This window comes from Paenibacillus sp. NPDC057886 (assembly GCF_042796655.1).
In the GTDB taxonomy this organism is placed as follows: Bacteria; Bacillota; Bacilli; order Paenibacillales; family Paenibacillaceae; genus Paenibacillus.
Genome location: NZ_JBHVMZ010000018.1, coordinates 14,805 through 40,545, shown reverse-complemented (window position 1 = coordinate 40,545; position 25,741 = coordinate 14,805). Strand labels below are relative to the sequence as shown.

The 25,741-nt window shown below is 46.4% G+C and carries 26 protein-coding genes and 1 other annotated feature; all 26 genes read right to left on the bottom strand.

Annotation, left to right across the window (positions count from 1 at the left end):
- Positions 1-69: 69 nt before the first annotated feature.
- On the bottom strand, positions 70-900 hold the full coding sequence (rplB, locus tag ACFVQB_RS33500; protein ID WP_024633585.1) for a 50S ribosomal protein L2: 831 nt from the start codon (positions 898-900) through the stop codon (positions 70-72).
- A 30-nt stretch (positions 901-930) separates the two neighbouring features.
- Positions 931-1,221, bottom strand: a complete 291-nt coding sequence (gene rplW / locus ACFVQB_RS33495; RefSeq protein WP_024633586.1) for a 50S ribosomal protein L23 — start codon at positions 1,219-1,221, stop codon at positions 931-933.
- A complete protein-coding gene (rplD, locus tag ACFVQB_RS33490) occupies positions 1,221-1,844 on the bottom strand; it encodes a 50S ribosomal protein L4 (RefSeq protein ID WP_017692076.1) in 624 nt (207 codons plus the stop codon). The genes rplW and rplD overlap by 1 nt, the downstream gene beginning before the upstream one ends.
- A gap of 25 nt (positions 1,845-1,869) precedes the next feature.
- Positions 1,870-2,493 carry a 50S ribosomal protein L3 gene (rplC, locus tag ACFVQB_RS33485; protein ID WP_024633587.1) on the bottom strand — a complete coding sequence of 208 codons (624 nt, stop codon included), beginning with the start codon at positions 2,491-2,493 and terminating at the stop codon, positions 1,870-1,872.
- 46 nt (positions 2,494-2,539) lie between these two features.
- A complete protein-coding gene (gene rpsJ, locus ACFVQB_RS33480; RefSeq protein ID WP_017692074.1) occupies positions 2,540-2,848 on the bottom strand; it encodes a 30S ribosomal protein S10 in 309 nt (102 codons plus the stop codon).
- A 435-nt stretch (positions 2,849-3,283) separates the two neighbouring features.
- Positions 3,284-4,474: an elongation factor Tu gene (tuf, locus tag ACFVQB_RS33475; RefSeq protein WP_053779209.1), complete on the bottom strand. Its 1,191-nt coding sequence runs from the start codon at positions 4,472-4,474 to the stop codon at positions 3,284-3,286.
- Between the two features lie 97 nt (positions 4,475-4,571).
- Positions 4,572-6,650: an elongation factor G gene (gene fusA / locus ACFVQB_RS33470; RefSeq protein WP_063567424.1), complete on the bottom strand. Its 2,079-nt coding sequence runs from the start codon at positions 6,648-6,650 to the stop codon at positions 4,572-4,574.
- Between the two features lie 47 nt (positions 6,651-6,697).
- Complete coding sequence (rpsG, locus tag ACFVQB_RS33465; protein WP_007432586.1) at positions 6,698-7,168, bottom strand: 30S ribosomal protein S7; 471 nt, start codon at positions 7,166-7,168, stop codon at positions 6,698-6,700.
- Between the two features lie 87 nt (positions 7,169-7,255).
- Positions 7,256-7,678 carry a 30S ribosomal protein S12 gene (rpsL, locus tag ACFVQB_RS33460; protein ID WP_056697677.1) on the bottom strand — a complete coding sequence of 141 codons (423 nt, stop codon included), beginning with the start codon at positions 7,676-7,678 and terminating at the stop codon, positions 7,256-7,258.
- 153 nt (positions 7,679-7,831) lie between these two features.
- The gene (locus ACFVQB_RS33455) at positions 7,832-8,080 is read right to left on the bottom strand and encodes a ribosomal L7Ae/L30e/S12e/Gadd45 family protein (protein WP_076292165.1); all 249 of its coding nucleotides are present in this window, start codon (positions 8,078-8,080) and stop codon (positions 7,832-7,834) included.
- A 215-nt stretch (positions 8,081-8,295) separates the two neighbouring features.
- A complete protein-coding gene (gene rpoC / locus ACFVQB_RS33450; RefSeq protein ID WP_379449581.1) occupies positions 8,296-11,910 on the bottom strand; it encodes a DNA-directed RNA polymerase subunit beta' in 3,615 nt (1,204 codons plus the stop codon).
- A 112-nt stretch (positions 11,911-12,022) separates the two neighbouring features.
- Positions 12,023-15,568, bottom strand: a complete 3,546-nt coding sequence (gene rpoB / locus ACFVQB_RS33445) for a DNA-directed RNA polymerase subunit beta (protein WP_076292163.1) — start codon at positions 15,566-15,568, stop codon at positions 12,023-12,025.
- 393 nt (positions 15,569-15,961) lie between these two features.
- Positions 15,962-16,579 carry a class I SAM-dependent methyltransferase gene (locus tag ACFVQB_RS33440; protein WP_379449571.1) on the bottom strand — a complete coding sequence of 206 codons (618 nt, stop codon included), beginning with the start codon at positions 16,577-16,579 and terminating at the stop codon, positions 15,962-15,964.
- A gap of 96 nt (positions 16,580-16,675) precedes the next feature.
- Positions 16,676-17,038, bottom strand: a complete 363-nt coding sequence (gene rplL / locus ACFVQB_RS33435) for a 50S ribosomal protein L7/L12 (RefSeq protein ID WP_076292161.1) — start codon at positions 17,036-17,038, stop codon at positions 16,676-16,678.
- Between the two features lie 71 nt (positions 17,039-17,109).
- A complete protein-coding gene (rplJ, locus tag ACFVQB_RS33430; protein ID WP_091001943.1) occupies positions 17,110-17,613 on the bottom strand; it encodes a 50S ribosomal protein L10 in 504 nt (167 codons plus the stop codon).
- A gap of 23 nt (positions 17,614-17,636) precedes the next feature.
- Positions 17,637-17,785, bottom strand: a sequence feature (ribosomal protein L10 leader region).
- Between the two features lie 67 nt (positions 17,786-17,852).
- Positions 17,853-18,545, bottom strand: coding sequence for a 50S ribosomal protein L1 (gene rplA / locus ACFVQB_RS33425; RefSeq protein ID WP_024633597.1), 693 nt, complete (start codon positions 18,543-18,545; stop codon positions 17,853-17,855).
- A gap of 95 nt (positions 18,546-18,640) precedes the next feature.
- On the bottom strand, positions 18,641-19,066 hold the full coding sequence (gene rplK, locus ACFVQB_RS33420; protein WP_024633598.1) for a 50S ribosomal protein L11: 426 nt from the start codon (positions 19,064-19,066) through the stop codon (positions 18,641-18,643).
- A 68-nt stretch (positions 19,067-19,134) separates the two neighbouring features.
- Positions 19,135-19,668 (bottom strand): transcription termination/antitermination protein NusG, encoded by a 534-nt coding sequence (nusG, locus tag ACFVQB_RS33415; RefSeq protein WP_024633599.1) that lies wholly within the window; start codon positions 19,666-19,668, stop codon positions 19,135-19,137.
- A 22-nt stretch (positions 19,669-19,690) separates the two neighbouring features.
- Positions 19,691-19,882 (bottom strand): preprotein translocase subunit SecE, encoded by a 192-nt coding sequence (gene secE, locus ACFVQB_RS33410; RefSeq protein ID WP_053779219.1) that lies wholly within the window; start codon positions 19,880-19,882, stop codon positions 19,691-19,693.
- A 21-nt stretch (positions 19,883-19,903) separates the two neighbouring features.
- Positions 19,904-20,053: a 50S ribosomal protein L33 gene (gene rpmG / locus ACFVQB_RS33405; protein ID WP_072735843.1), complete on the bottom strand. Its 150-nt coding sequence runs from the start codon at positions 20,051-20,053 to the stop codon at positions 19,904-19,906.
- 304 nt (positions 20,054-20,357) lie between these two features.
- A complete protein-coding gene (sigH, locus tag ACFVQB_RS33400; RefSeq protein ID WP_024633601.1) occupies positions 20,358-21,002 on the bottom strand; it encodes an RNA polymerase sporulation sigma factor SigH in 645 nt (214 codons plus the stop codon).
- A gap of 171 nt (positions 21,003-21,173) precedes the next feature.
- Positions 21,174-21,695, bottom strand: coding sequence for an NYN domain-containing protein (locus tag ACFVQB_RS33395; RefSeq protein WP_379449565.1), 522 nt, complete (start codon positions 21,693-21,695; stop codon positions 21,174-21,176).
- 5 nt (positions 21,696-21,700) lie between these two features.
- Positions 21,701-22,447, bottom strand: a complete 747-nt coding sequence (rlmB, locus tag ACFVQB_RS33390; protein ID WP_379449563.1) for a 23S rRNA (guanosine(2251)-2'-O)-methyltransferase RlmB — start codon at positions 22,445-22,447, stop codon at positions 21,701-21,703.
- 86 nt (positions 22,448-22,533) lie between these two features.
- On the bottom strand, positions 22,534-23,058 hold the full coding sequence (locus ACFVQB_RS33385) for a Mini-ribonuclease 3 (RefSeq protein WP_379449560.1): 525 nt from the start codon (positions 23,056-23,058) through the stop codon (positions 22,534-22,536).
- Positions 23,055-24,455, bottom strand: a complete 1,401-nt coding sequence (gene cysS, locus ACFVQB_RS33380) for a cysteine--tRNA ligase (RefSeq protein ID WP_379449558.1) — start codon at positions 24,453-24,455, stop codon at positions 23,055-23,057. Before cysS ends, ACFVQB_RS33385 begins: the two co-directional genes overlap by 4 nt.
- A gap of 29 nt (positions 24,456-24,484) precedes the next feature.
- Complete coding sequence (gene cysE, locus ACFVQB_RS33375) at positions 24,485-25,150, bottom strand: serine O-acetyltransferase (RefSeq protein ID WP_053779223.1); 666 nt, start codon at positions 25,148-25,150, stop codon at positions 24,485-24,487.
- Positions 25,151-25,741: the final 591 nt, after the last annotated feature.

Here is a 25,741-nt window from a genome sequence, read left to right as displayed (position 1 = left end):
GGAGATCCTCCCTTCAAACGTAGCTATTATGCATCCGCAGATGCCTCACGAAATTATGCACAATGTGTATTACTTCGTGCGGCGGCGAATGATGTATTTATCAGAAGCTTTATTTTTCTTACGCGTTTTGTAACCAAGAGTAGGTTTACCCCATGGTGACATTGGCGATTTACGTCCGATTGGAGCACGACCTTCACCACCACCGTGTGGGTGATCGTTAGGGTTCATTACTACACCACGAACTTCAGGACGTTTACCCAACCAACGGCTACGACCGGCTTTACCGATTTTGATGAGCTCGTGGTCTTGGTTACCAACAGATCCAATTGTTGCGCGGCAAACTTTCAGAATACGACGAACTTCTCCGGAAGAGAGACGAACGGAAACGTATTTTTCTTCTTTACCAAGCAATTGAGCTTCTGTACCAGCAGCACGAACCAATTGTCCGCCTTTACCTGGTTTCAACTCGATGTTGTGGATAACAGTACCTACTGGAATATTTTCGAGTGGCAATGCGTTTCCGATTTTGATGTCTGATTCAGGTCCGGAGAATACTTGATCTCCAACTTTCAAACCTTTAGGAGCGATGATATAACGTTTTTCACCATCAGCATAGTGAATCAGAGCGATGTTAGATGTACGGTTCGGGTCATACTCAATCGTAGCAACGCGGCCCGGTATTCCATCTTTAGTACGTTTGAAGTCGATGATACGGTATTTACGTTTGTGTCCACCACCGTGGTGACGAACTGTAATTTTACCTTGGTTGTTGCGGCCTGCTTGTTTGCTCAATGGGGCCAACAACGATTTCTCCGGCTGATCTGTGGTGATTTCCTCAAATGTAGAAACGGACATGTTCCGTCTTGCCGGGGAAGTTGGTTTATACTTTTTGATTGGCACTGGGTTTCCCTCCTTACTTCAAAAATTCAATTATACAGTTTCAAAGAACTCAAGCGTTTTGCTGTCTTGTGTCAGCGTTACAAACGCTTTTTTCCATTCGCTAGTATATCCGGAATAACGTCCGTACCGTTTTGGCTTAGCTGGAACACGAAGCGTGTTCACGTTTTTCACTTTTACGTTGAAAATAGCTTCCACGGCTTTCTTGATCTCGGTTTTGTTTGCACGGATATCGACTTCAAATACATATTTCAAGTCATTCATCATGTCAGCAGTACGTTCCGTAATAATCGGACGTTTTACAATATCACGAGGATCCTTCATTACGCGAGCACCTCCTCTACCTTCTGAACTGCTTCTTTCGTAATGATCAGTTTGTCGTGCGAAAGCACGTCAAGAACATTAATGCCGTCAGCAGCTACGAATTTCACGCCTGGAATATTCCGTGCGGAAAGAGCTACATTATCATCATAGCTAGGAGCTACGATCAAAGCCTTACGTCCCACTTTGAGGTTACTCAAGATGGCTGCGAATTCTTTAGTTTTAGGCGTGCTCAACGTGAGAGCGTCCAAAACGATAATGTCATTGTCAAGCACTTTGGATGAAAGGGCTGATTTGATCGCCAAACGGCGAACTTTCTTAGGCAGTTTATACGCATAGCTCCGTGGTGTTGGACCAAATACGATACCGCCGCCTTTCCACTGTGGTGAACGAATTGAACCTTGACGAGCGCGACCTGTACCTTTTTGTTTCCAAGGTTTACGTCCACCGCCACGTACTTCAGAACGTCCTTTTACTTTGTGGGTACCTTGACGAAGGGAAGCGCGTTGCATAAGAACTGCATCGTACAGAACGTGTTGGTTCGGCTCGATTCCGAAAACCGCATCGTTCAATTCAACTTCGCCTACTTGGCTACCATCTACATTGTAAACTGATACTTTTGGCATTTTGTGTTCCTCCTTTCTTCAGTGGTTATTTTTTCACTGTTTCTTTAACTTTAATGAGACTGTTTTTCGGTCCAGGAATGGAACCTTTCACGAGCAACACGTTACGCTCAGCGTCTACTTTAACTACTTCAAGACGTTGGATTGTAACAGTATCATGTCCCATGTGTCCTGGCAGGCGTTTGCCTTTAGGAACGCGGTTAGCTTGGATCGAACCCATTGAACCAGGGCCACGGTGGTAACGCGAACCGTGTGACATAGGTCCAGTGCTTTGTCCCCAACGTTTGATAACGCCGGCAAAACCTTTACCTTTAGAAATACCCGTTACGTCAACGAATTCGCCTTCAGCGAAAATGTCAGCTTTCAGTTCTTGGCCAACTTCATATTCTGCGATGTTGATACCGCGAACTTCACGAACGTAGCGCTTAGGGGCAGTATTCGCTTTTTTAGCGTGTCCTGCTTCTGGCTTGTTAGCATTTTTCTCTTTCTTATCGGAGTAACCGATTTGAATTGCTTCGTAGCCATCGTTCTCAATGTCTTTCTTTTGCAAAACAACACAAGGGCCTGCTTCGATAACCGTTACTGGTACAACGTTACCCTCAGGTGTAAATACTTGAGTCATTCCGAGTTTTTTTCCTAAGATTGCTTTCATGTTGACACCTCTTTTCCTTTATACATGGTCTTTGTTGTAGCTTGTATTACAATTTAATTTCGATATCTACACCGGACGGCAGATCCAAGCGCATCAAGGCATCCACAGTTTGTGGAGTCGGGTTAACGATGTCGATCAAACGCTTATGTGTGCGTTGTTCGAATTGTTCCCGAGAATCCTTGTACTTGTGCACCGCACGAAGAATAGTAATGATTTGTTTTTCAGTAGGAAGCGGAATCGGACCGGATACACCTGCACCCGAACGTTTTGCTGTTTCAACAATTTTCTCCGCGGATTGATCAAGAATTCTGTGGTCGTAAGCTTTCAAACGAATACGAATTTTTTGCTTTGCCATTTTAGTCCCTCCTTCTATCGCCCAATTTTTTATCGGACATACTCCGTGAAAATTTTCTAGCCACTGTCCCATGGCAAAGGGGCCGGGTGTGCCAGTAACCTCTCACATCATCGCAACGTCACAGAACAACATTCATTATTATATAGAAAAGATGGGCGTATTGCAAGCATATTTAAGAAAAACATTTAAACTTATCATTTCTGATGAAATGACTTCGTTTATTGCAGTGTTTATCTTCAATATCCAGGCTGCCTTGCCAATCCTTCTAAACTCGTAAATGATATTCATTTCGTATGACGCAGGTTCCGAAACTATTACATAATAAAAGAGCTCTCTATCCGATGTCGGATAAAGAACTCTTCCGAAGCTTCGTTACAGTACAATGTTACTCGTTCCAGTACACTGTTGCATATGCTTACTCAGCGATAAGCTGAATTATTTTTGGATAGTTGCTACGGAACCTGCACCAACTGTACGTCCGCCTTCACGAATGGAGAACTTAGTTCCTTCTTCGATCGCGATTGGGGAGATCAGTTGAACAGTAACCGTGATATTGTCACCAGGCATTACCATTTCAGTACCTTCTGGCAAGTTGATGATACCCGTTACGTCAGTTGTACGGAAGTAGAACTGTGGACGGTATCCAGTGAAGAAAGGCTTATGACGGCCACCCTCTTCTTTAGTCAAAACGTAGATTTGTGCAGAGAACTCTGTGTGTGGCTTAACAGAACCCGGTTTTGCCAAAACTTGTCCACGCTCGATTTGAGTACGATCAACACCACGCAGCAATGCGCCGATGTTGTCACCCGCTTGAGCGGAATCCAGCAATTTACGGAACATCTCAACGCCCGTAACTACGGATTTTTTAGTTTCTTCAGTAATACCAACGATTTCGATCTCTTCGCCGACTTTAACAGTACCACGCTCTACACGACCTGTAGCAACAGTACCACGACCAGTGATGGAGAATACGTCCTCGACAGGCATCAAGAAAGGTTTGTCAGTTTGACGCTCAGGCAGTGGGATGTACGTATCGATTTCTTTGAACATCTCAATGATTTTTTGAGCCCACTCACCATCAGGGTTTTGCAGAGCTTCACGAGCGGATCCACGAGTGATTGGAGTATCATCACCTGGGAACTCATATTCGTTAAGAAGGTCGCGAACTTCCATCTCAACCAATTCCAACAACTCTTCGTCTTCAACCATGTCACATTTGTTCAAGAAAACAACAATGTAAGGTACGCCTACTTGACGGGAGAGCAAGATGTGCTCACGAGTTTGTGGCATTGGGCCGTCAGCTGCGGATACTACCAAGATAGCTCCGTCCATTTGTGCCGCGCCAGTGATCATGTTTTTAACATAGTCGGCGTGACCTGGGCAGTCTACGTGAGCGTAGTGACGAGTGTCAGTTTCGTACTCAACGTGTGATGTAGAAATTGTGATACCGCGTTCGCGCTCTTCTGGAGCTTTATCGATTTGATCGAATGCGATTGCTGCACCACCGTAAGTTTTAGACAATACAGTTGTGATTGCAGCAGTCAGAGTTGTTTTACCATGGTCAACGTGACCGATAGTACCAATGTTAACGTGGGGTTTATTACGTTCGTATTTAGCCTTTGCCATTTGAACGTGGCCTCCTTAAAATTATAATTTTATGTTTTCACTAAATGAAGTGCAAAGAATACATGACTCTTATGCACTTTCATTCAATGAGAGAAAACTACTCGGTTCCTTTTGTTTTGGCAACAATCTCTTCAGCGATGCTCTTAGGAACTTCTTCATAGTGAGAAAGCTCCATGGAGAATACGCCGCGTCCTTGAGTACCGGAACGAAGAGTTGTAGAGTATCCGAACATTTCAGACAAAGGTACTTTAGCACGGATGATTTGGGCTCCACTACGTGAATCCATACCTTCGATGCGGCCACGACGGGAGTTAAGCATACCCATAACGTCACCCATATACTCTTCTGGAACGGTTACTTCTACTTTCATGATTGGCTCAAGCAGAACCGGCTTACATTTGTCTTTCGCAGCTTTCAGCGCCATCGATCCGGCAATTTTAAATGCCATCTCGTTGGAATCGACATCATGGTAAGATCCGTCTACGATTGTAGCCTTAACGTCAACAAGCGGGAAGCCTGCGATAACGCCATTTTTCATTTGCTCTTCGATACCTGCAAGAGCTGGTTGAATGTATTCTCTTGGAACAGAACCACCGACAACCTTACTTTCGAACTGGCTGCCTGTACCCGCCTCGAGAGGTTCGAACTCAACCCATACATGACCGTATTGACCACGACCACCGGATTGACGAACGAATTTACCTTCAACACGCGCTGGTGCACGGAAAGTTTCACGGTAAGCTACTTGTGGTTTACCCACAGTAGTTTCAACCTTGAACTCACGACGCATACGGTCAATGATGATATCAAGGTGAAGCTCACCCATACCTGCCAAGATCGTTTGGCCTGTTTCTTCATCAGTATGAGCACGAAGAGTAGGATCCTCTTCAGTCAACTTACCGAGAGCAACACCCATCTTATCTTGGTCAGCTTTGGTTTTAGGTTCAACGGCGATTTCGATAACCGGATCAGGGAAGTTCATTGACTCCAGGATAACCGGATTTTTCTCATCACACAGTGTATCACCTGTACCCGTATCTTTCAAACCTACAGCAGCTGCAATGTCACCGGAGTAAACTTCAGTGATCTCTTGACGGCTGTTCGCATGCATTTGAAGGATACGACCGATACGCTCACGTTTGTTTTTAGTTGCGTTCAATACGTAAGATCCGGATTGAAGAACACCGGAGTAAACGCGGAAGAATGTCAATTTACCAACGTAAGGGTCAGTCATGATTTTGAAGGCCAATGCGGAGAAAGGCTCTTCATCGGATGACTTACGAATTGCTTCAGTTCCATCTTCAAGATGACCAGTGATAGATGGAACATCTGTCGGAGCCGGCAAGTAGTCGATAACAGCATCCAACATCAGTTGAACACCTTTGTTACGATACGAGGATCCACAGATAACCGGGAAGATCTTAACATCAACAACACCTTTACGGAGGGCCGCTTTGATCTCATCAATAGTGATCTCTTCGCCTTCCAGGTATTTCATTGTCAAATCTTCGTCGAGTTCTGCAACACGCTCAACCAATTCGTTACGGAGTTCTGCAACTTGCTCAACAAATTCCGCAGGAATTTCGGTTTCTTCGATATCTTGTCCCAGGTCATCTTTGTACATATGAGCCTTTTGTGCAACGATATCAATGATACCTTTGAAATCATTTTCAGCGCCGATAGGAAGTTGAATCGCAACTGCGTTCGCTTGAAGGCGATCACGCATGTCAGATACAACGTTCAGGAAGTCAGCACCGATGATATCCATTTTGTTTACATAAGCGATACGAGGTACGCCGTACTTGTCAGCCTGTCTCCATACGGTTTCGGACTGAGGCTCAACGCCTTCTTTCGCACTGAATACACCAACTGCTCCGTCCAATACACGAAGGGAACGTTCAACTTCAACAGTGAAGTCAACGTGTCCCGGGGTATCAATGATATTAACGCGGTGGCCCTTCCAAGCAGCGGTAGTCGCAGCGGAAGTAATCGTAATCCCGCGCTCCTGTTCCTGTTCCATCCAGTCCATTGTCGCAGCGCCTTCGTGAACTTCACCGATTTTGTGCGTACGGCCTGTGTAGAACAAGATCCGCTCAGTTGTAGTGGTTTTACCCGCGTCAATATGAGCCATGATCCCGATATTACGTGTATTTTTCAAGGAGAACTCTCTTGCCATGAAATGGGTCTCCCTTCAAAATTGAAGTTATTATTGTGAACTGAATCCTACCAACGGTAGTGAGCAAACGCTTTGTTCGCTTCAGCCATTTTGTGCGTGTCTTCACGTTTCTTAACGGAAGCGCCTGTGTTGTTGGAAGCGTCGATGATCTCAGCCGCCAAACGCTCTTCCATTGTTTTCTCACCGCGGTTGCGGGAGTAGTTCACGAGCCAACGTAATCCCAAAGAAGTACGTCTCTCTGGTTTTACCTCGATTGGTACTTGGTAGTTGGCACCGCCGACACGGCGAGCTTTAACTTCCAGGACTGGCATGATATTCTTGATTGCTGCTTCAAATACTTCCATCGGGTCATTACCCGTACGTTCTTGAATCAACTTGAACGCATTATACAGAATGCTTTGAGCAACACCGCGTTTTCCGTCGAGCATGATGCGGTTGATCAAACGAGTAACCAACTTGCTGTTGTATACCGGATCTGGCAACACGTCTCTTTTCGTAACTGGACCTTTGCGTGGCATGGATATCCCCCTTTCTTTCTTGTTGAGCCGATCCAACACTTTCAGATATTAATCCAAAAGGTATATAGGATGGCTACTTATAATGTTTTAGGCTTTTTTAGCTTTTGGACGTTTAGCACCGTATTTCGAACGAGCTTGCATACGGTTGTTTACGCCTGCAGTATCAAGAGCTCCACGAACGATGTGATAACGAACCCCTGCAAGGTCTTTAACTTTACCTCCGCGGATCAACACAACACTGTGCTCTTGAAGGTTATGTCCGATTCCCGGGATATAAGCAGTTACCTCGAGACGGTTCGTCAAACGAACACGGGCATACTTACGAAGTGCAGAGTTTGGTTTACGTGGAGTCATTGTACCTACACGAGTGCAGACACCACGTTTTTGTGGGGCACTGATGTTAGTTGATTCACGTTTCAAAGCGTTGAACCCTTTTTGCAAAGCTGGCGATTTGGACTTATCAACTTTAGCTTGACGTCCTTTACGAACCAGTTGGTTAATAGTTGGCATGTGATTGCCACCCCCTTCCTCAATTGTTCATGTTTCTTTATAAACCTCTTTACGCTAAGTCCACAGACCCAGGCGGTTCATAAAAAGACAAATGAAAAGTTTTTGCCTTAGAGAATCCCTAAAAGTTCTCGGACAAAAACGTTCCTTACTCTATCATTTTGCGACAGCAGCCATTGCTGCTCCCACTCCAATCCCGCAGGCTTTGCCGAGATTTTTCATTGTGTCCACTTTCGTGTACTTCACATTGTGTTGTTCACACAAGGCAATGATTTTGGAAGTGAGCTGCGGATCACTATCTTCAGCCACATAGACTTCAGCAGCCATTCCTGACTGGACCATCCGCATGGTCTGTTTGGTACCAATTTTGACATGAGCATCTTGCAGACCTTTTTCATTAGACATTGTTCATTCCTCCGAATAGGACCATATACAATCAGCTGCCCACGCACCTTTGATATATTAGCATCTAGCGCAAGCATTGTCAATGCTAATCCTAAAACATTTATTTGCAAGTTTTGCTATACCGGGAAGCGTCCGTCTGTATGAAACAGCCGTCGCCTCCCGGCGTACAAAACTTTAGTTCACCCTTATAATAAGGATGAATCTAGTGAAATATCTTAATCAACCGAAACTGGCTCAAGTTCTTCTACCGAAGATTGGCCATCTTCCGGCTCAGCAAATTTGATGCTGCGGTAACGGTGCATACCTGTACCTGCAGGAATCAGTTTACCGATTATTACATTCTCTTTCAGACCGAGCAACTGATCGACTTTACCTTTGATCGCTGCATCTGTCAATACACGTGTAGTCTCTTGGAACGAAGCCGCCGAGAGGAAGGAGTCTGTTTCCAGGGATGCTTTCGTAATACCGAGCAGAATTGGTTTTGCAACCGCTGGCTCTTTATCACTCAGAATCGCTGTCTTGTTAGCTCTTTCGTACTCATGCGTATCCACGAACGATCCTGGCAACAATGTAGTGTCCCCTGCATCGACGATACGGATTTTACGCAACATTTGACGGATCATAACTTCAACGTGTTTGTCATTGATTTCTACGCCTTGGTTACGGTATACGCGTTGTACTTCCTGCAAAATGTAGTTCTGTACGCCACGTACGCCTTTAATGCGCAGCATTTCTTTTGGATCGATAGAACCATCTGTCAACTCGTCGCCTGCTTCAATTTCCATGCCTTCGCTAACGCGTACACGAGAACCGTAGGTAACAGAGTAAACTTTGGATTCTGCTTCACCTTGAATTTCAATTTCGCGACGATCTTTCGCTTCGCGAATTTCTTTAACAACACCGTCGATCTCACTGATTGTTGCTTGACCCTTAGGATTACGAGCCTCAAACAACTCCTGGATACGCGGCAAACCTTGCGTAATATCGTCTCCGGCTACACCACCGGTGTGGAATGTACGCATTGTCAGCTGTGTTCCTGGCTCACCAATGGATTGTGCTGCGATAATACCAACTGCTTCACCGATCTCCACGTGTTTACCAGTCGCCAAGTTGCGACCATAACACTTCTTGCAGACACCGTGACGTGCACGGCAGCTAAGTACGGAGCGGATTTGTAGTTTGGTTACTCCAGCTTTGATGATTGCTTCAGCTTTATCAGAGTCAATCAGTTCATTACGGTGTGCAATAATTTCTTTTGTTTCCGGATGACGAACAGTCTCGAAGCAGTATCTGCCTTCAATACGGTCGTAGAGATCCTCAATAACCTCTTTACCATCCTGGATACGGCTTACGGTAAAGCCTTTATCTGTACCACAATCATCTTCACGCACGATCACGTCTTGTGCCACGTCTACGAGACGACGGGTCAGGTAACCTGAATCCGCTGTACGCAGGGCCGTATCGGCCAAACCTTTACGGGCACCGTGAGTCGAGATAAAGTACTCGAGTACCGTCAGACCTTCACGGAAGTTCGATTTGATTGGGAGTTCAATGATTCGACCGGATGGGTTGGCCATCAGCCCACGCATACCGCCCAATTGGGTGATTTGCGACTTGTTACCCCGTGCTTTGGAGTCAACCATCATCATGATGGAATTGTAGCGATCCATCGATTTCATCAGAATCTCGGTGATATCATCTTTCGATTTCGACCAGATATCAATGATGCGGTCATAGCGCTCTTCGTTCGTAATCAGACCACGACGGTATTGGTTCGTAACGATTTGTGCTTTTTCCTCAGACTGTCTAAGAATTTCAAATTTCTCAGGTGGAACGATAACATCCGACACCGCTACAGTGATACCAGCGCGAGTGGAGTATGTGAATCCGAGTTGTTTGATTTTATCCAAAATAACGGCTGTTTCCGTTGTATGATAAATTTCAAAACAACGTGCGATGATAGAACCGAGATATTCTTTACCGACACCACCAGCCAAAGGAGCGTTCATAATCGCTTCTCTAAGGTCAGCACCCTTCTCATACACAAATGAATGCTCTGCAGTACCTTGGTAAAGGTTCGCACGAGTTGCATCATTGATGTAAGGGAAGCTCGCCGGGAAGATTTCGTTAAAGATGATTTTACCGACTGTAGTCAGCAACATTGCATCTTGTTGTTCATCGGTAAAGCTTGTTTTGCCAAGCGCTCTAACCGGGATCGCTACGCGTGCATGCAAACCTGCAGTTCCACGTTGGTACGCGGATACAGCTTCGTTTACCGTACGCAAGATCATGCCTGTTCCTTTTTCTTCCTTGTTGTCCATGGTCAGGTAGTAAGAACCAAGCACCATATCCTGGGAAGGGGTAACAACCGGTTTACCGTCTTTCGGGTTCAAAATGTTACCTGATGCAAGCATCAGGATACGTGCTTCTGCTTGAGCTTCAGCAGACAATGGAACGTGCACGGCCATTTGGTCACCGTCAAAGTCGGCATTGTATGCCGTACATACGAGCGGGTGAAGACGGATCGCTTTACCTTCAACGAGAATCGGTTCAAACGCTTGAATACCGAGTCTGTGAAGCGTAGGGGCACGGTTCAGCAGAACCGGGTGCTCCTTAATTACTTCTTCAAGAACATCCCATACTTCAGGACTTACACGCTCAACTTTACGTTTAGCGCTCTTGATGTTGTGGGCAAGCCCTTTATTTACAAGCTCTTTCATAACAAAAGGCTTGAACAGTTCAAGTGCCATATCTTTAGGCAGACCACACTGATACATTTTCAGGTAAGGTCCGACTACGATAACAGAACGACCGGAATAGTCAACCCGTTTACCGAGCAAGTTCTGACGGAAACGTCCTTGTTTACCTTTCAGCATATGGCTGAGGGATTTCAAAGGACGGTTACCAGGACCCGTTACAGGACGTCCACGACGGCCGTTGTCGATCAATGCGTCAACAGCTTCCTGCAGCATCCGTTTTTCATTTTGCACGATAATGTCTGGCGCGCCCAAGTCAAGCAAACGTTTCAGACGATTGTTCCGGTTGATTACACGGCGATACAGGTCATTCAGGTCAGACGTTGCAAAACGTCCACCATCCAGCTGTACCATTGGACGAAGTTCCGGTGGGATAACAGGAAGTACATCCATGATCATCCACTCAGGTTTATTACCCGAGTTGCGGAACGCTTCGATAACTTCCAGACGTTTGATTGCACGGTTACGACGTTGTCCTTGTGCAGTGCGGAGCTCTTCCTTCAGGAATTCAAGCTCTTTATCCACATCAAGGTCTTGAAGCAGTTTCTTAACCGCTTCTGCACCCATGCCAGCGTGGAATCCATATCCGTATTTCTCACGGTAGCTGCGGTATTCTTTCTCGGACAACAGCTGTTTTTTCTCCAGTGGAGTTTCTCCTGGATCAGTTACTACATATGATGCAAAATAAATAATCTCCTCGAGAGATCTTGGAGACATATCCAGAGCGAGACCCATGCGGCTCGGAATACCTTTGAAGTACCAGATATGCGATACCGGAGCAGCGAGCTCAATATGGCCCATCCGTTCGCGGCGTACTTTCGCACGTGTGACTTCAACGCCACAACGATCACAGACAACGCCTTTATAACGGACGCGTTTGTATTTACCGCAATGACATTCCCAGTCTTTTGTAGGGCCAAAAATCTTTTCGCAGAACAGCCCTTCTTTTTCCGGTTTCAACGTACGATAGTTGATCGTTTCCGGTTTTTTCACTTCTCCGCGGGACCAAGAACGAATTTTTTCTGGGGAAGCAAGCCCGATCTTCATGTATTCGAAATTGTTGACGTCCAACAAGGAGCAACCCTCCTTAACCAAGTCCTGTATTCTAGGTTACGCCCCCTCCGGCCGAAGCCGGAGCAAGACGCGAGCCTGATGAAAAACGCCGGTCATCATGCGCCCGAAGCGGTTACTCCGCTCCGACCTCTGTACCCTCAAGGTTGAGGCTGAGCTTATCGCTCGCAGCGTCATCTTCATCGTCCATTTCTTTCATTTCAATCTCTTGCTCATCTTCGCTCAAAATCTTAACGTCCATACCCAAGCTTTGCAGCTCTTTGATCAATACTTTGAATGATTCAGGAACACCTGGTTCTGGAACATTCTCGCCTTTGACGATGGACTCATACGTTTTCACCCGACCTACAACATCATCGGACTTAACAGTCAAGATTTCTTGCAGTGTATAGGCTGCACCATAAGCCTCAAGCGCCCATACTTCCATTTCCCCGAAACGTTGTCCACCAAACTGGGCTTTACCACCCAGAGGCTGTTGCGTAACGAGTGAGTAAGGACCTGTGGAACGAGCATGGATTTTATCGTCAACCATGTGCGCCAGCTTGATCATATGCATGACGCCGACAGTAACTTCACGTTCGAACTCTTCTCCCGTACGACCGTCGTACAGAACGGTTTTACCATTTCGCTGCATACCTGCTTCTTCCATCGTATCGAAGACGTCATACTCCTTCGCTCCGTCGAATACAGGAGTAGCTACGTGAATACCGAGCTGCATGGCTGCCATACCCAAGTGAACTTCAAGCACTTGACCGATGTTCATCCGGGAAGGTACGCCCAGCGGGTTAAGAACGATTTGAACTGGTGTACCGTCCGGCAGGAAAGGCATATCTTCTTCCGGCAGGATACGGGCCACGACCCCTTTGTTACCATGACGTCCGGCCATTTTATCACCCTCGGAAATTTTCCGTTTTTGAGCGATATAGACACGAACGAGTTGGTTAACACCTGGAGGCAGTTCATCACCGTTTTCACGGGTAAAGACTTTTACATCAACTACGATACCGTCAGTACCGTGAGGTACACGCAAGGAAGTATCACGTACTTCACGCGCTTTCTCACCAAAGATCGCATGCAGGAGACGTTCTTCTGCAGTCAGTTCCGTTACACCTTTTGGTGTTACTTTACCAACCAGAATGTCACCGGCACTGATTTCTGCACCGATACGGATAATACCGCGCTCATCCAGATTACGCAGCGCTTCTTCCCCTACGTTCGGGATATCACGTGTGATCTCTTCAGGTCCGAGCTTAGTATCACGTGCTTCAGACTCATATTCCTCGATATGAATGGATGTATACACATCTTCTTTAACGAGTTTTTCGCTGAGCAAGATCGCATCCTCGTAGTTGTAACCTTCCCAAGTCATGAAGGCAACTACTACGTTACGTCCCAGTGCCAATTCACCCATTTCCGTCGAAGGACCGTCTGCAAGGATGTCGCCAGCTTTGACAACAGCACCTCTTTTGACAATCGGACGTTGGTTAATGCATGTTCCTTGGTTCGAACGCATAAATTTGTGTAATTTATATTTAACGATATCGCCTTTGACTTCTTGACCATCAACTTCTTCAACACGACGCAACCAAATCTCATTCGCAGAAGAACGTTCAATAATCCCGTCATATTTGGAGACAATACATACACCGGAATCTTTCGCGGCTTTATGTTCCATACCTGTTCCGACCAGCGGAGCTTTAGGAATCAAGAGTGGAACGGCTTGCCGCTGCATGTTCGATCCCATGAGCGCACGGTTTGAGTCATCGTTCTCAAGGAACGGAATGAGCGCTGTAGCGACAGATACGACCTGCTTAGGAGATACGTCCATGTAGTCAACACGTTCACTCGGCATCGTAAGGATGTTATCCGATTGCTTGTTGTAACGTACAATGATCGCTTCTTCGGCAAAAGTGCTGTCTTCATTCAGCTTCGCATTCGCTTGAGCGATGACATAGTTGTCCTCTTCGTCTGCTGTCAGGTAATCGATTTGCTCGGTTACGACACCGGTCTTCGGATCTACCCAGCGATAAGGAGCTTCAATGAATCCATATTCGTTCACACGGGCAAATGTCGACAGGGAGTTGATCAAACCAATGTTTGGTCCCTCCGGTGTCTCGATCGGACACATCCGGCCATAATGGGATGGATGCACGTCACGGACTTCCATGCCGGCACGCTCACGTGTCAAACCACCCGGTCCGAGTGCGGACAGACGGCGTTTATGCGTCAACTCACCCAGCGGGTTCGTTTGATCCATAAACTGTGACAATTGGGAGCTACCGAAGAACTCTTTAATGGATGCGATAACAGGACGTATGTTAATCAATGCCTGAGGCGTGATTACGTTAGCATCCTGAATGGACATTCTCTCACGAACTACACGTTCCATACGGGATAAACCGATACGGAATTGGTTTTGCAAGAGTTCACCAACCGAGCGGAGACGACGGTTACCCAGGTGATCGATATCATCTGTGCTTCCGATGCCATGCAGAAGGTTAATGAAGTAACTGATGGAGGAAATGATATCAGCCGGTGTAACGTTCTTCACTGATTTATCAATGTTAGCATTGGCAATCAGTTTAACGACCTTACCATCCTCAATCGGTGAAAACACATCAATCGTTTGCATCGGGATATCATTGGCATCCAAAACGCCATTAGCGACGTGATATGTGCGGAAACCAACACTTTTCTCCAGTTGCGGCATGATTTCATCCAACAGACGACGGTCTATCATTTGACCTGCTTCAGCGATAATTTCACCGGTTTCGGTGTCCACAAGAGACTCAGCCAAACGTTGGTTGAACAAACGGTTTTTGATGTGAAGCTTTTTGTTGATTTTGTAACGACCCACATTAGCCAGGTCATAACGTTTTGGATCAAAGAAACGGGCTACGAGCAAACTTTTCGCATTATCCAGCGTTGGTGGCTCGCCCGGACGAAGACGCTCATAAATTTCAATCAGCGCTTTCTCCGTGGAATCCGTATTGTCTTTGTCCAGCGTATTGCGAATATATTCGTCATTACCGAGCAGATCCAGAATCTCAGCGTCTGTGCCAAAACCAAGTGCACGCAGGAGAACCGTCACCGGTATTTTACGTGTGCGGTCGATCCGGACGTAAACAACATCCTTCGCGTCCATCTCCAGTTCGAGCCAAGCGCCGCGGTTAGGAATAACTGTAGCGGTATACGTTTTTTTGGCGTTTTTATCTACTTTGGTACTGAAGTAAACGCTAGGAGAGCGAACCAACTGGCTGACAATAACCCGTTCCGCACCATTAATAATAAATGTGCCGGTGTCGGTCATCAGCGGGAAATCTCCCATGAATACTTCCTGCTCTTTGACTTCGCCGGTTTCCTTATTAATGAGCCGGACTTTGACCCGAAGCGGTGCTGCATAAGTAACGTCACGCTCTTTCGCGTCGTCTACTGTATACTTCGGTTCACCGAGACTGTAATCGATAAATTCCAAAATCAAGTTACCTGTAAAATCCTGGATCGGCGAGATATCCTGGAACATTTCGCGCAACCCTTCCTCCAAAAACCAATCGTAAGATTTTTGTTGGATCTCAATCAGGTTCGGAACTTCGAGTATCTCGTTAATTCGTGCATAACTGCGCCGAGTGCGTCGACCATATTGAACAAGATGTCCTGCCAACTTAAACTCACCCCTCAATGTCTACTCACTTTAAAAATTTCGTTGCGAACCTCTGTTTGTAACCTTATAATGGTACACATACAGAGCAAAGCAATGCATCCACAAATAAAGAAAAGCCCTTACTCGAATGTCGTTCGAAAAAAGAGCAACTTTGATCGGCGGATGTCTTTCCAAATCATACATATCCCCAGTTTGCCCAAAATGTACATATTATACGCCAAACGTAGGCATAATAAGCCCGTTCGGCGTAAAAAAAGGTTGACATTTTTAGTTAGCTAAAGCCAAGTAGGGCATCTTAATACTGACATTTTACAATAATACCACGACCTGAATTTCAAGTCAATAGTCCTATTGCAAAAAAAATGCCACCCTGCTTACTTTACAAATCCGGATTTAGCCTAAAGGCGCCTTTTCCAACTTTACCGCTTTGAAAATTCGGTAGCCTTTATCCTTCGTTACTTCCTCCACTCGTCCAAAGAGAGATTCCAACTTCGCTTTTGCCGAAGGTGCTCCCTGCTTTTTCTGAATGACAATCCATAACGCTCCGCCCATCTTCAAATGACCATATGCCTGTTCAAAGATCGCATGCACGGTTTCCTTACCCGCACGGATCGGAGGATTGGTCAGAATCGCGTCAAAGTCTTCTTTTTTAACTTCAGCCAGAAGATTGCTTTGCATAACCGTTACATTCGTTATGCCGTTCGCTTTTGCATTTTCCCTGGAGAGCTCAACCGCTCTCTCATTGATATCGATCATGGTGACATGTCCATCCGGTACAAGTTTAGCTGCTGTAAGACCAATGGGTCCATACCCGCAGCCCACATCCAGTACATGAGCTCCAGCAGGCAACTCTATAGCATCAATCAACACTCTGCTGCCGTAATCGATTCCGTTTTTGGAAAATACCCCTGCATCCGTAACGAGTCGTAATTTCCATCCGCGTAGCTCCGCTTCTGTAGCCCGTCTGTCATGTGCCACCTGCGGTTTGTCCGAATAATAATGATTGGACATGTCCTCACTCACTTTCCTTTTACAATTACAGCAACAAACCCCTTGATATAAGTCAAGGGGTTTGTTGTTTTGTTCATTTAGCTAATGAAAGCTAAATTATTTAACTTCGATTGAAGCGCCTGCTTCTTCAAGCTTAGCTTTAACCGCTTCTGCTTCTTCTTTGCTTACTTTTTCTTTCAGTGGTTTTGGAGCGTTGTCAACCACTTCTTTTGCTTCTTTCAGGCCAAGACCTGTGATTTCACGAACTGCTTTGATAACGTTGATTTTGGAAGCACCAGCGCTAGTCAAGATTACGTCGAACTCGGATTGCTCAGCTTCAGCTGCAGCAGCTCCGCCACCTGCAACAGCTACTGGAGCTGCAGCAGTTACGCCGAATTCTTCTTCGATTGCTTTAACGAGATCATTCAATTCCAGTACAGTCATGCCTTTGATTGCTTCCAAGATTTGCTCTTTACTCATGATTGAACCTCCATATATAATATTATTTTTTTGTATTTCACACTGCCTAAGCAGCATTCAGATCAAGTTGCTTACGCGCCTTGTTCTTCTTTTTCAGCAACAGCTTTAACCGCAAGCGCGAAGTTGCGCACTGGCGCTTGAAGCACGCTGAGGAGCATGGAGAGGAGACCTTCGCGGGATGGCAATTCTGCCAATGCTTTGACTTCTTCTACTCCAATTACGCGACCTTCTACGACTGCACCTTTCAATTCCAGTGCATCGTTCTTTTTCGCGAAGTCGTTCAGAATTTTGGCTGGAGCCACTACGTCGTCTACGCTGAATGCAATTGCACTAGGACCTGTCAGTACTTCGTTAAGTTCTGTCAGTTCTGCTGCAGCTGCTGCGCGGCGAAGCAACGAGTTTTTCAGCACTTGGAATTCGATTCCGGCTTCACGAAGCTGCTTACGCAGCTCAGTTACTTGGGCAACGTTCAAACCGCGATAGTCAACAACAACGCTAGTAGCGCTCTCGCGCAATTTTGCTGTTACTGCATCAACGGACTCTTGTTTTGCTTGAATCACTTTTGCGTTTGCCAAACTGTACACCTCCTGATCAAATTTATCCCATTAAGAAAAGCCTCCGTAGAATCACGAAGGCTTGATATATACTCATAACCGATTTTCATCGTTCTAAGTTCTATAATCACACCTCGGCAGGAAATTAAGCCAAAATGGCACCTACTGTCTACGGTAAGCATATTCAAATGTCAACGGTCAGTCACTCGGACTCACAACTTTTATAGAATATCAGAACAGGACAAGCCTGTCAAGTGATATTATCTAAAAGATGCTGCGTTCACGCGTGCGCCAGGGCCCATCGTGGAAGAAAGACTTACATTCTTCAGATAAACACCTTTTGCTGCCGCCGGTTTAGCACGAGTCAAAGCATCCATGAGAGCTTTAAGGTTCTCATTCAATTGCTCTGCCGAGAAAGAAGCTTTACCGATCGGTGCATGAATTTGACCTGCACGATCCAGACGATATTCGATTTTACCGGCTTTGATTTCTTGAACAGCCTTGGATACATCGAAAGTTACCGTTCCGGCTTTAGGGTTAGGCATCAGACCTTTACCGCCGAGCAGTCGGCCCAATTTACCTACTTCACTCATCATGTCCGGTGTCGCTACGCAGACGTCGAATTCGAACCAGCCTTGTTGGATTTTGTTGATCATGTCTGCATCACCAACATAGTCCGCGCCAGCCGCTTCCGCTTCTTTCGCTTTGTCACCTTTTGCAAATACCAATACGCGTTGTGTTTTACCTGTGCCGTGTGGCAAGACAACAACACCACGTACTGCCTGGTCTTGTTTACGTGGGTCAACGCCCAAGCGTACTGCTGCTTCGATCGTTTCATCGAATTTTGCAGTGGCTGCCTTTTTCACAAGCTCTACAGCTTCTGAAGGCTCGTAAGTTGCTTCGCTGTCAATCAGCTTAGCAGCTTCCAGGTATTTTTTACCGTGTTTAGCCATGTTATATTCCTCCTTTGTGGTGTTAGCGGATATACCTCCCACATCAACCGGCCGCGAATCGGCCGGCTTTACGAAGCCATGTTTCAGATGAAAAATTAGTCTTCGATGGTGATACCCATGCTGCGGGCAGTACCTTCGACCATACGCATTGCAGACTCAACGTCAGCAGCATTCAGGTCAGGCATTTTTTGTTCCGCGATTTGACGTACCGCATCACGTTTAACGGTAGCGACTTTTTTCTTGTTCGGTTCGCCGGATCCTTTTTCCACTTTAGCTGCCACTTTCAACAGAACTGCTGCTGGTGGAGTTTTAGTGATGAAAGTAAAGGAACGGTCTTCGAATACTGTGATTTCAACAGGAATAATCAATCCCGCTTGATCGGCTGTACGAGCGTTGAACTCTTTACAGAATGCCATGATGTTGACACCTGCTTGACCCAAAGCTGGACCTACCGGAGGCGCTGGATTCGCTTTACCTGCTGGAATTTGCAGTTTTACCATTTTGATTACCTTTTTTGCCATGATTGACACCTCCTTGCAAAATAGTGGTTAACGGGCCTCTCAGCCCTCCCACAAGAAACTTGAAGAGACTATATCTTCTCCACTTGCGTGTATTCCAACTCAAGCGGTGTTTCCCGTCCAAACATGTTCACATGCACTTTCAACTTGCTTTTGTCTACCAAAATTTCTTCCACGGAGCCCACAAAATTCGCAAAAGGACCAACTTTAATACGTACGGATTCCTTAATATCGAATTCAATTTTTGGCTTCGGCTCAACCATGCCCATGTGCTTCAGAATTTGTTCCACTTCTTCAGGCAGCAAGGCTGTTGGTTTGGACCCGGAACCTGTCGAACCGACAAATCCCGTAACACCTGGCGTGTTGCGAACAACATACCAAGAGTCATCCGTCTGGACCATTTCCACCAAGACATATCCGGGGTAAACTTTACGCATAACGGTTTTTTTCTTACCGTCTTTGTTTACCACTTCTTCTTCCATAGGAACAAGAACGCGGAAAATCTTGTCTTCCATGCCCATGGACTCTACGCGTTTTTCCAAATTGGCTTTGACCTTATTCTCATACCCTGAATAGGTATGAACGACGTACCATCTTTTTTCCATATCAAGCCACCTGGGACCCTTCTTAAATAATCGCTTCGATCACAGCGGAGATGCCGATATCAATGACCCAAAAAAACAGCGTCATAACCACAACAGTACCAAGAACGATCAATGTGTAGTTGGTCAGCTCTTTACGATTAGGCCAGCGAACTTTTTTAAGTTCAGCCCAGCTTTCAGAGAAAAAGGAAATCAGAGATTTGAAACTACGTTTCACGCCGACTACACCTCCAAAAAACTATCTGGTTTCGCGATGAGAAGTCTGCTCGTTACAAAACTTGCAAAATTTCTTCATCTCCATGCGGTCGGGGTGATTACGCTTGTTTTTTGTCGTAGTGTAATTTCTTTGTTTGCAGTTTGTACAAGCCAAAGTAATAATTACCCGCATGATGTACACCTCCCGAAGACTTCCACATTCAAGCGGAGTCTCTAAATTGATCCTAAAAAAAAGCCGCGAATTTAGGCCTACCTAAAACACTTTATCATAAGGGTATAACCATGTCAATGAAAGAATAGCCTTTCATCAATGGGTAAAAAGTTCCTATCAAACACATTCTGTTTCTCATCTCTGTTTTTCTCTTCTCCTGCATGGACCAAGCGATTACTAGTATAATCATTCTTTAACTTTATAAACTTGAGGCAGCAAAAAAAGACTCAAACCCCGAGCCTTTTCCGTCAACGACAACATGTGTTCAATTATCTCGAACTTCCAGGTACTTTTCAAGTTTACGCTTGACGCGCTGGAGTGCATTATCAATGGACTTCACATGCCTGTCCAAATCCACTGCAATCTCTTGATAAGATCTCCCGTCCAGATACAACATCAATACTTTACGTTCCAGATCACTCAGAATCTCAGACATCTTATCTTCCAGGCCCACAAACTCTTCCTGATTGATGATAAGTTCTTCCGGATCGCTGACCTGTGTTCCACAAATCACATCGAGTAACGTACGATCGGACTCTTCGTCATAAATAGGTTTGTCCAGTGATACATAAGAATTAAGCGGAATATGCTTCTGACGTGTTGCTGTCTTGATTGCCGTAATAATCTGTCGTGTAATACACAACTCGGCGAAGGCTTTGAAAGAAGCGAGCTTGTCCCCTTTGAAATCCCTAATGGATTTATAGAGTCCAATCATTCCTTCTTGAATGATATCTTCCCGGTCAGCCCCAATCAGAAAATAAGATCTTGCCTTGGCGCGGACAAAGTTACGATATTTGTTAATCAAAAACTCCAGCGCTTCGCTTTCACCTTCACGGACCGCTTCGACAATGTCTTCGTCACTTTGGTAATCATACTTGGATAACATGATATCTTTGAGGTCGACACTCACAGACAATCCCTCCGGCTGCAACGCAAGGTACCCCGTTACTCTACTCTATGAAATATAGGATCAGTATATATGATGGTACCTCACACCGTCAACCACGCTCTGCCTAAAAAAGAACATCAATAACAAAATTGTCAAGAGTTTCAAAATTCTAATTTTTGTAAAACCGTGCTGTTATTCCCGGCGCCATCGCTCAAATTGCTTCAAAACTTCCGGACTTAACTTGCCGCCGAGTGTATTTCGCGTTGCTTTAGCCTGATCTTCTTCCAGACGTTTCTGTAACTCTTTTTCGTTCTGCTCTACTTCGATCAGCAATTCCCTTGCAGATACACGCAGAGCTCCCTGTCCAAAAATGACATGCTGCTCTACCATATCGCTTGTAGCCACATAGATTTGGCGTCTTCGCGTGCTTAGTTCCCGAACGAGTCTCTCAATGCATTCGTCTGCCGTCTCTTTTTCCTTTGTAAAAAAGATCTGCACTTTGCTCTGTGTAAAGGATTTACCGAGTCCAGGCACGAGGTAGGCGTCAAAAACAACAATGACTCTCCGGCCGGAGAATGCCTGATAGTCAGCTAGTCGAGAGAGAAGCCTGTTACGGGCCTCCTCCAATCCACTCTCCGCCAATCTGGATAGCTCCGGCCAGTCACCAATCATGTTGTACCCGTCTACAAGAAGCACATCACGGGAATCAGCCATATCTTCTAGTCCTGCGCTTGGCGCGAGCGGAGCACTTCATACATGACAACACCCGCTGCCACGGAAGCATTCAGGGAATTAATCTGACCTTGCATCGGCAATTTGATCAACACATCACATTTCTCACGAATGAGTCGTCCCATTCCCTTGTTTTCGTTTCCGATCACGAGGGCTACCGGGCCTGTAAAGACTCCGTTACCAAACACGCTCTCCTGTGCAGCCACATCGGTACCTACAACCCATACGCCCTCTTCCTTGAGACGGTCAATGGTTTGACCCAGATTGCTTACACGAGCCACTGGCACGTACTCCACCGCACCTGCTGATGTTTTGGATACAGTCACTGTAACTGCAGCTGAGCGCCGCTTAGGTACAATGACACCATGTGCACCTGTGCAGTCAGCCGTCCGCAAAATCGATCCAAGATTATGCGGATCTTCAATCTCATCCAGCAAAATCAAAAATGGATGTTCATTTTTTGCAGCCGCCGCAGCAAGAATGTCTTCAACCTCCACATAAGCGTAAGGAGCCGCTTGTGCCACCACGCCCTGGTGTTGAATGCCCGGCACTGTTTGATCCAGTTTACGCTTGTCTACGTGCTGAATGACAATACCTAATTTTTTTGCTTCAGCGATAATAGGCTGCGTCAAATGTTTTTGCGCTGAATCTGCAATCCATATTTTATTAATGGTCCGGCCTGAACGCAGCGCCTCTGTCACGGAGTGCTTACCGGCGATCCATTCTTCTTCCATCTTTGTTCGATCCTCTCTATAACGCCCTGTGATACACTGCGCCCTAATCGGCACATCTTACAGAAGCGGCTTTGTTGTAATTTATATTATTTTGTCGGTAATTGCGCATTTTGTTCAGCATGGTCGATGCCCCGGCGAATCAGTTCAATCATGCGGTCATGTCGACCACTGCTATACAGGTAACCGATCAGACACTCCAGAGCTGTGGCATGTCTATATTCCAAAACATCTGCGTTTTTGGGAATACTGCCAGACTTGGCATTACGACCTTGTCTGACAATGTCACGTTCTTCCTCGGTCAGCTCAGCCTCAATACCTGTGAGAATACGGCTCTGTGCCTTCGCCGATACCAAACCCGTCGCACTACGGTGCAGATGGTTGGGACGCATGTTGGCTTTGGATAACAGATACTGCCGTACGGCTACCTCATATACCGCATCACCAATGTAGGCGAGAGCGATGGGAGGAATCAACCGTGTAGGCCGAGAGGGCGGATAAGGAAACCACCCTCCCTGGTCAACGCTCAGAGATTGTTTATCTGTCTGTTGTTCCTCCCGTTGCTCGGCATGTTCGACGGATTCAGACAACTTTTTCAGTTGTTCTTCGCTCATTTGCGGCGCCATCTCATTCCTTGAGCCGTATCCTCAAGCAAGATGCCCTGCGCAGACAGTTCATCCCGAATTTCATCAGCCCGCGCCCAGTTTTTGGACTTGCGCGCTTCGTTACGTTCTTCAATTAGACGTTCGATTTCTTCGTCCAAAAGTTCCGGTTCAGCCTCGGTATAGATGCGAAGCACCTCATTCAGCTCACTGAACAATTCCAGCAGAGCGCGAATGTCCGCAGCATTCACGACATCTTGCTGCAACAGTTGGTTAGCTTCCCCAGCCCATTCAAACAGTGCCGTAATCGCATCAGGTGTATTGAAGTCGTCCTGCATTTTCTCATGATACTGCTGACGAATCTGCTCCAGTCTCGCCGCAAACTCTGTTGACACAGCCTGGTCCACGCTTACAGCCTGCAAGCGATGATTAAGGTTACCTACGGCATTGGCAATCCGGTCCACACTATTCTGTGCCTGTTCCATCGTATCTTCCGTGAAGTTCAACGGATTGCGATAGTGGGTAGACAACATGAAATAACGAATGGCTTCGCGTTTATACTGATTGCGAAGGTCTTTAACAAGCACACCGTTGCCGAGTGATTTCGACATTTTTTCGTTATCAATACGGATGAATCCGTTATGCATCCAGTAGTTTGCCAGTGGTTTGCCAGTCAACACCTCGGATTGAGCGCATTCGCACTCATGGTGCGGGAACTGCAAATCCTGTCCTCCACCGTGAATATCCAACGTGTCGCCCAGGTACTCCCGTGCCATGGCAGAGCACTCGATATGCCAGCCTGGACGACCATCGCCCCATGGACTGGACCAGAAGATCTCACCCGGCTTTGCAGCTTTCCAAAGCACGAAGTCTTCCGGGTGCTCTTTGCGCTCATCTACACCAATACGAATTCCGAACTGTAATTCCTGAAGATTTTGCTTTGAGAGTTTGCCGTACTCCGCAAATTTGCCTGTGCGATAATATACGTCACCACCATTTTCATAGGCGAAGTCCTTTTCAACCAGCTCACGGATAAAATCAATAATGAGCGGCATGTTTTCCGTCACTCTTGGATTACTGCTTGCCTTCGGAATACCCAGCCCTTCGAGATCCTCGTAGTACGCGGCAATAAACTTCTCTGCGACATGAGGAACATCCGTGCCAAGCTGCTCGGCTTTGCGAATGAGTTTGTCATCAACATCCGTGAAGTTCACGACATAGTTTACCTCATGGCCGGTCTGTTCCAGGTATCCGCGAACCGTGTCGAAAAAGATCACTGGACGTGCATTCCCGATATGAATGTAATCATAAACCGTCGGCCCGCACACATACATTTTCACTTTGCCCGGCTCTTGGGGTACAAAATTCTCTTTGGTACGACTCATCGTATTGTAAATTTGAAGCGTCATAGTCACTTTCCTTTCATCCGTTTCCATCATTATTCTATTGTACCACGGGAAAACTCACTTTCACGGGTACTCTGCAAAGTACGCACTTCTTCACGCAATCGTTCGATTTCTTGCTGCATGCTGCGCAGGGAATCGATAACCGGATCGGGAAGCTGCTGGTTCAGACGGTCCACCCGGCGGCCATCCTGCTTCACGATTCTGCCCGGTATGCCTACAACGGTGCTATTTGAAGGGACTTCCTTCAGCACAACCGAGTTCGCACCAATATTACATTGATCCCCCACGCTGAAGGAACCCAGCACTTTCGCTCCGGATGAGATAACCACATTATTGCCAATTGTCGGATGTCTCTTCCCTTTTTCTTTACCCGTTCCGCCGAGGGTGACCCCCTGATAGATGACAACATCGTCGCCAATTTCACACGTTTCCCCAATTACGACGCCCATGCCATGGTCAATAAACAACCGATTGCCGATCGTAGCCCCGGGGTGGATTTCGATACCTGTCATAAAACGGCTGACCTGTGAAATGAACCGGGCGAAAGAAAACCATCTCCGCTTGTATAAAAAGTGTGCCACCCGGTGCGCCCATATCGCATGCAGCCCCGAGTAGGTAAATACAACCTCAAACCATCCCCGGGCCGCCGGATCGTTTTCAAACACCGCCTGGATATCTGATCTGATCTTCTTGAACATGCTCGTTCCCCTCTTGTTCAGGTCTTCGTCCTCCGGCTTACCGGATGGCGCGGCCCTCATGGTAGTGTACTTCCGACTCGACCTAAATAGAAAACGCCCCTGCAGCTGTTTAAGCTGCAGAGGCGTTTATCGCGGTCCCACTCTGCTCGGTTCATGCCTTAACATACAAGAACTGGGAAGCCTGTTATAGCCACCCCATATCCTTGCACAAGAATGAACCCTCAACAGTTCCGTAACGGGAACCAACCGTCACAACCTATCCTGACGTTTTCCTCTCTCCTACATAACGAGAGGCGGGGCCGGATTCGGCTATGCAGCTCACGGGTGCATTTCGACTGGCGGACAGCGGATGGCTCACAGCCACCTCAGCAAAGAATCTTGTTCTTTACTGCGGGACCATCCTCTCTGAATCTGTCCGGTTCAGGCTACTTCTCCCGGTCTTTGCTGTTTTTATGATGAATGATAAAATCATACCATTTAACCTTTGTGTTGCTATTATAGCGAAAAGGTTATGGACTGACAACAATCTTCCTTCATATCGGTGGGAACGAAGTTCCATCCTTAAGTCAAAGTAGACTAAACAAGGGCGTT

Coding starts and splice junctions, on each gene's coding strand:
- rpsL (WP_056697677.1), bottom strand. CDS start 7,678: ATGCCAACTATTAACCAACTGGTTCGTAAAGGACGTCAAGCTAAAGTT.
- rpsG (WP_007432586.1), bottom strand. CDS start 7,168: ATGCCACGCAAAGGTCCAGTTACGAAAAGAGACGTGTTGCCAGATCCG.
- rplL (WP_076292161.1), bottom strand. CDS start 17,038: ATGAGTAAAGAGCAAATCTTGGAAGCAATCAAAGGCATGACTGTACTG.
- ACFVQB_RS33395 (WP_379449565.1), bottom strand. CDS start 21,695: ATGGCTGATTCCCGTGATGTGCTTCTTGTAGACGGGTACAACATGATT.
- rlmB (WP_379449563.1), bottom strand. CDS start 22,447: ATGGAAGAAGAATGGATCGCCGGTAAGCACTCCGTGACAGAGGCGCTG.
- tuf (WP_053779209.1), bottom strand. CDS start 4,474: ATGGCAAAGGCTAAATACGAACGTAATAAACCCCACGTTAACATTGGT.
- rplW (WP_024633586.1), bottom strand. CDS start 1,221: ATGAAGGATCCTCGTGATATTGTAAAACGTCCGATTATTACGGAACGT.
- rplA (WP_024633597.1), bottom strand. CDS start 18,545: ATGGCTAAACACGGTAAAAAATACCTGGAAGCTGCTAAGCTGATTGAC.
- cysE (WP_053779223.1), bottom strand. CDS start 25,150: ATGTTCAAGAAGATCAGATCAGATATCCAGGCGGTGTTTGAAAACGAT.
- fusA (WP_063567424.1), bottom strand. CDS start 6,650: ATGGCAAGAGAGTTCTCCTTGAAAAATACACGTAATATCGGGATCATG.
- ACFVQB_RS33385 (WP_379449560.1), bottom strand. CDS start 23,058: ATGAGCGAAGAACAACTGAAAAAGTTGTCTGAATCCGTCGAACATGCC.
- rplC (WP_024633587.1), bottom strand. CDS start 2,493: ATGAAAGCAATCTTAGGAAAAAAACTCGGAATGACTCAAGTATTTACA.
- ACFVQB_RS33440 (WP_379449571.1), bottom strand. CDS start 16,579: ATGTCCAATCATTATTATTCGGACAAACCGCAGGTGGCACATGACAGA.
- ACFVQB_RS33455 (WP_076292165.1), bottom strand. CDS start 8,080: ATGTCTAATGAAAAAGGTCTGCAAGATGCTCATGTCAAAATTGGTACC.
- rplD (WP_017692076.1), bottom strand. CDS start 1,844: ATGCCAAAAGTATCAGTTTACAATGTAGATGGTAGCCAAGTAGGCGAA.
- rpmG (WP_072735843.1), bottom strand. CDS start 20,053: ATGCGGGTAATTATTACTTTGGCTTGTACAAACTGCAAACAAAGAAAT.
- cysS (WP_379449558.1), bottom strand. CDS start 24,455: ATGACGCTTCAAATTTACAATACGATGAGTCGTACCAAAGAGAATTTT.
- rpsJ (WP_017692074.1), bottom strand. CDS start 2,848: ATGGCAAAGCAAAAAATTCGTATTCGTTTGAAAGCTTACGACCACAGA.
- rplK (WP_024633598.1), bottom strand. CDS start 19,066: ATGGCAAAAAAGGTAATCAAAATGGTAAAACTGCAAATTCCAGCAGGT.
- nusG (WP_024633599.1), bottom strand. CDS start 19,668: ATGGAAAAAAGATGGTACGTCGTTCATACCTATTCAGGGTATGAGAAT.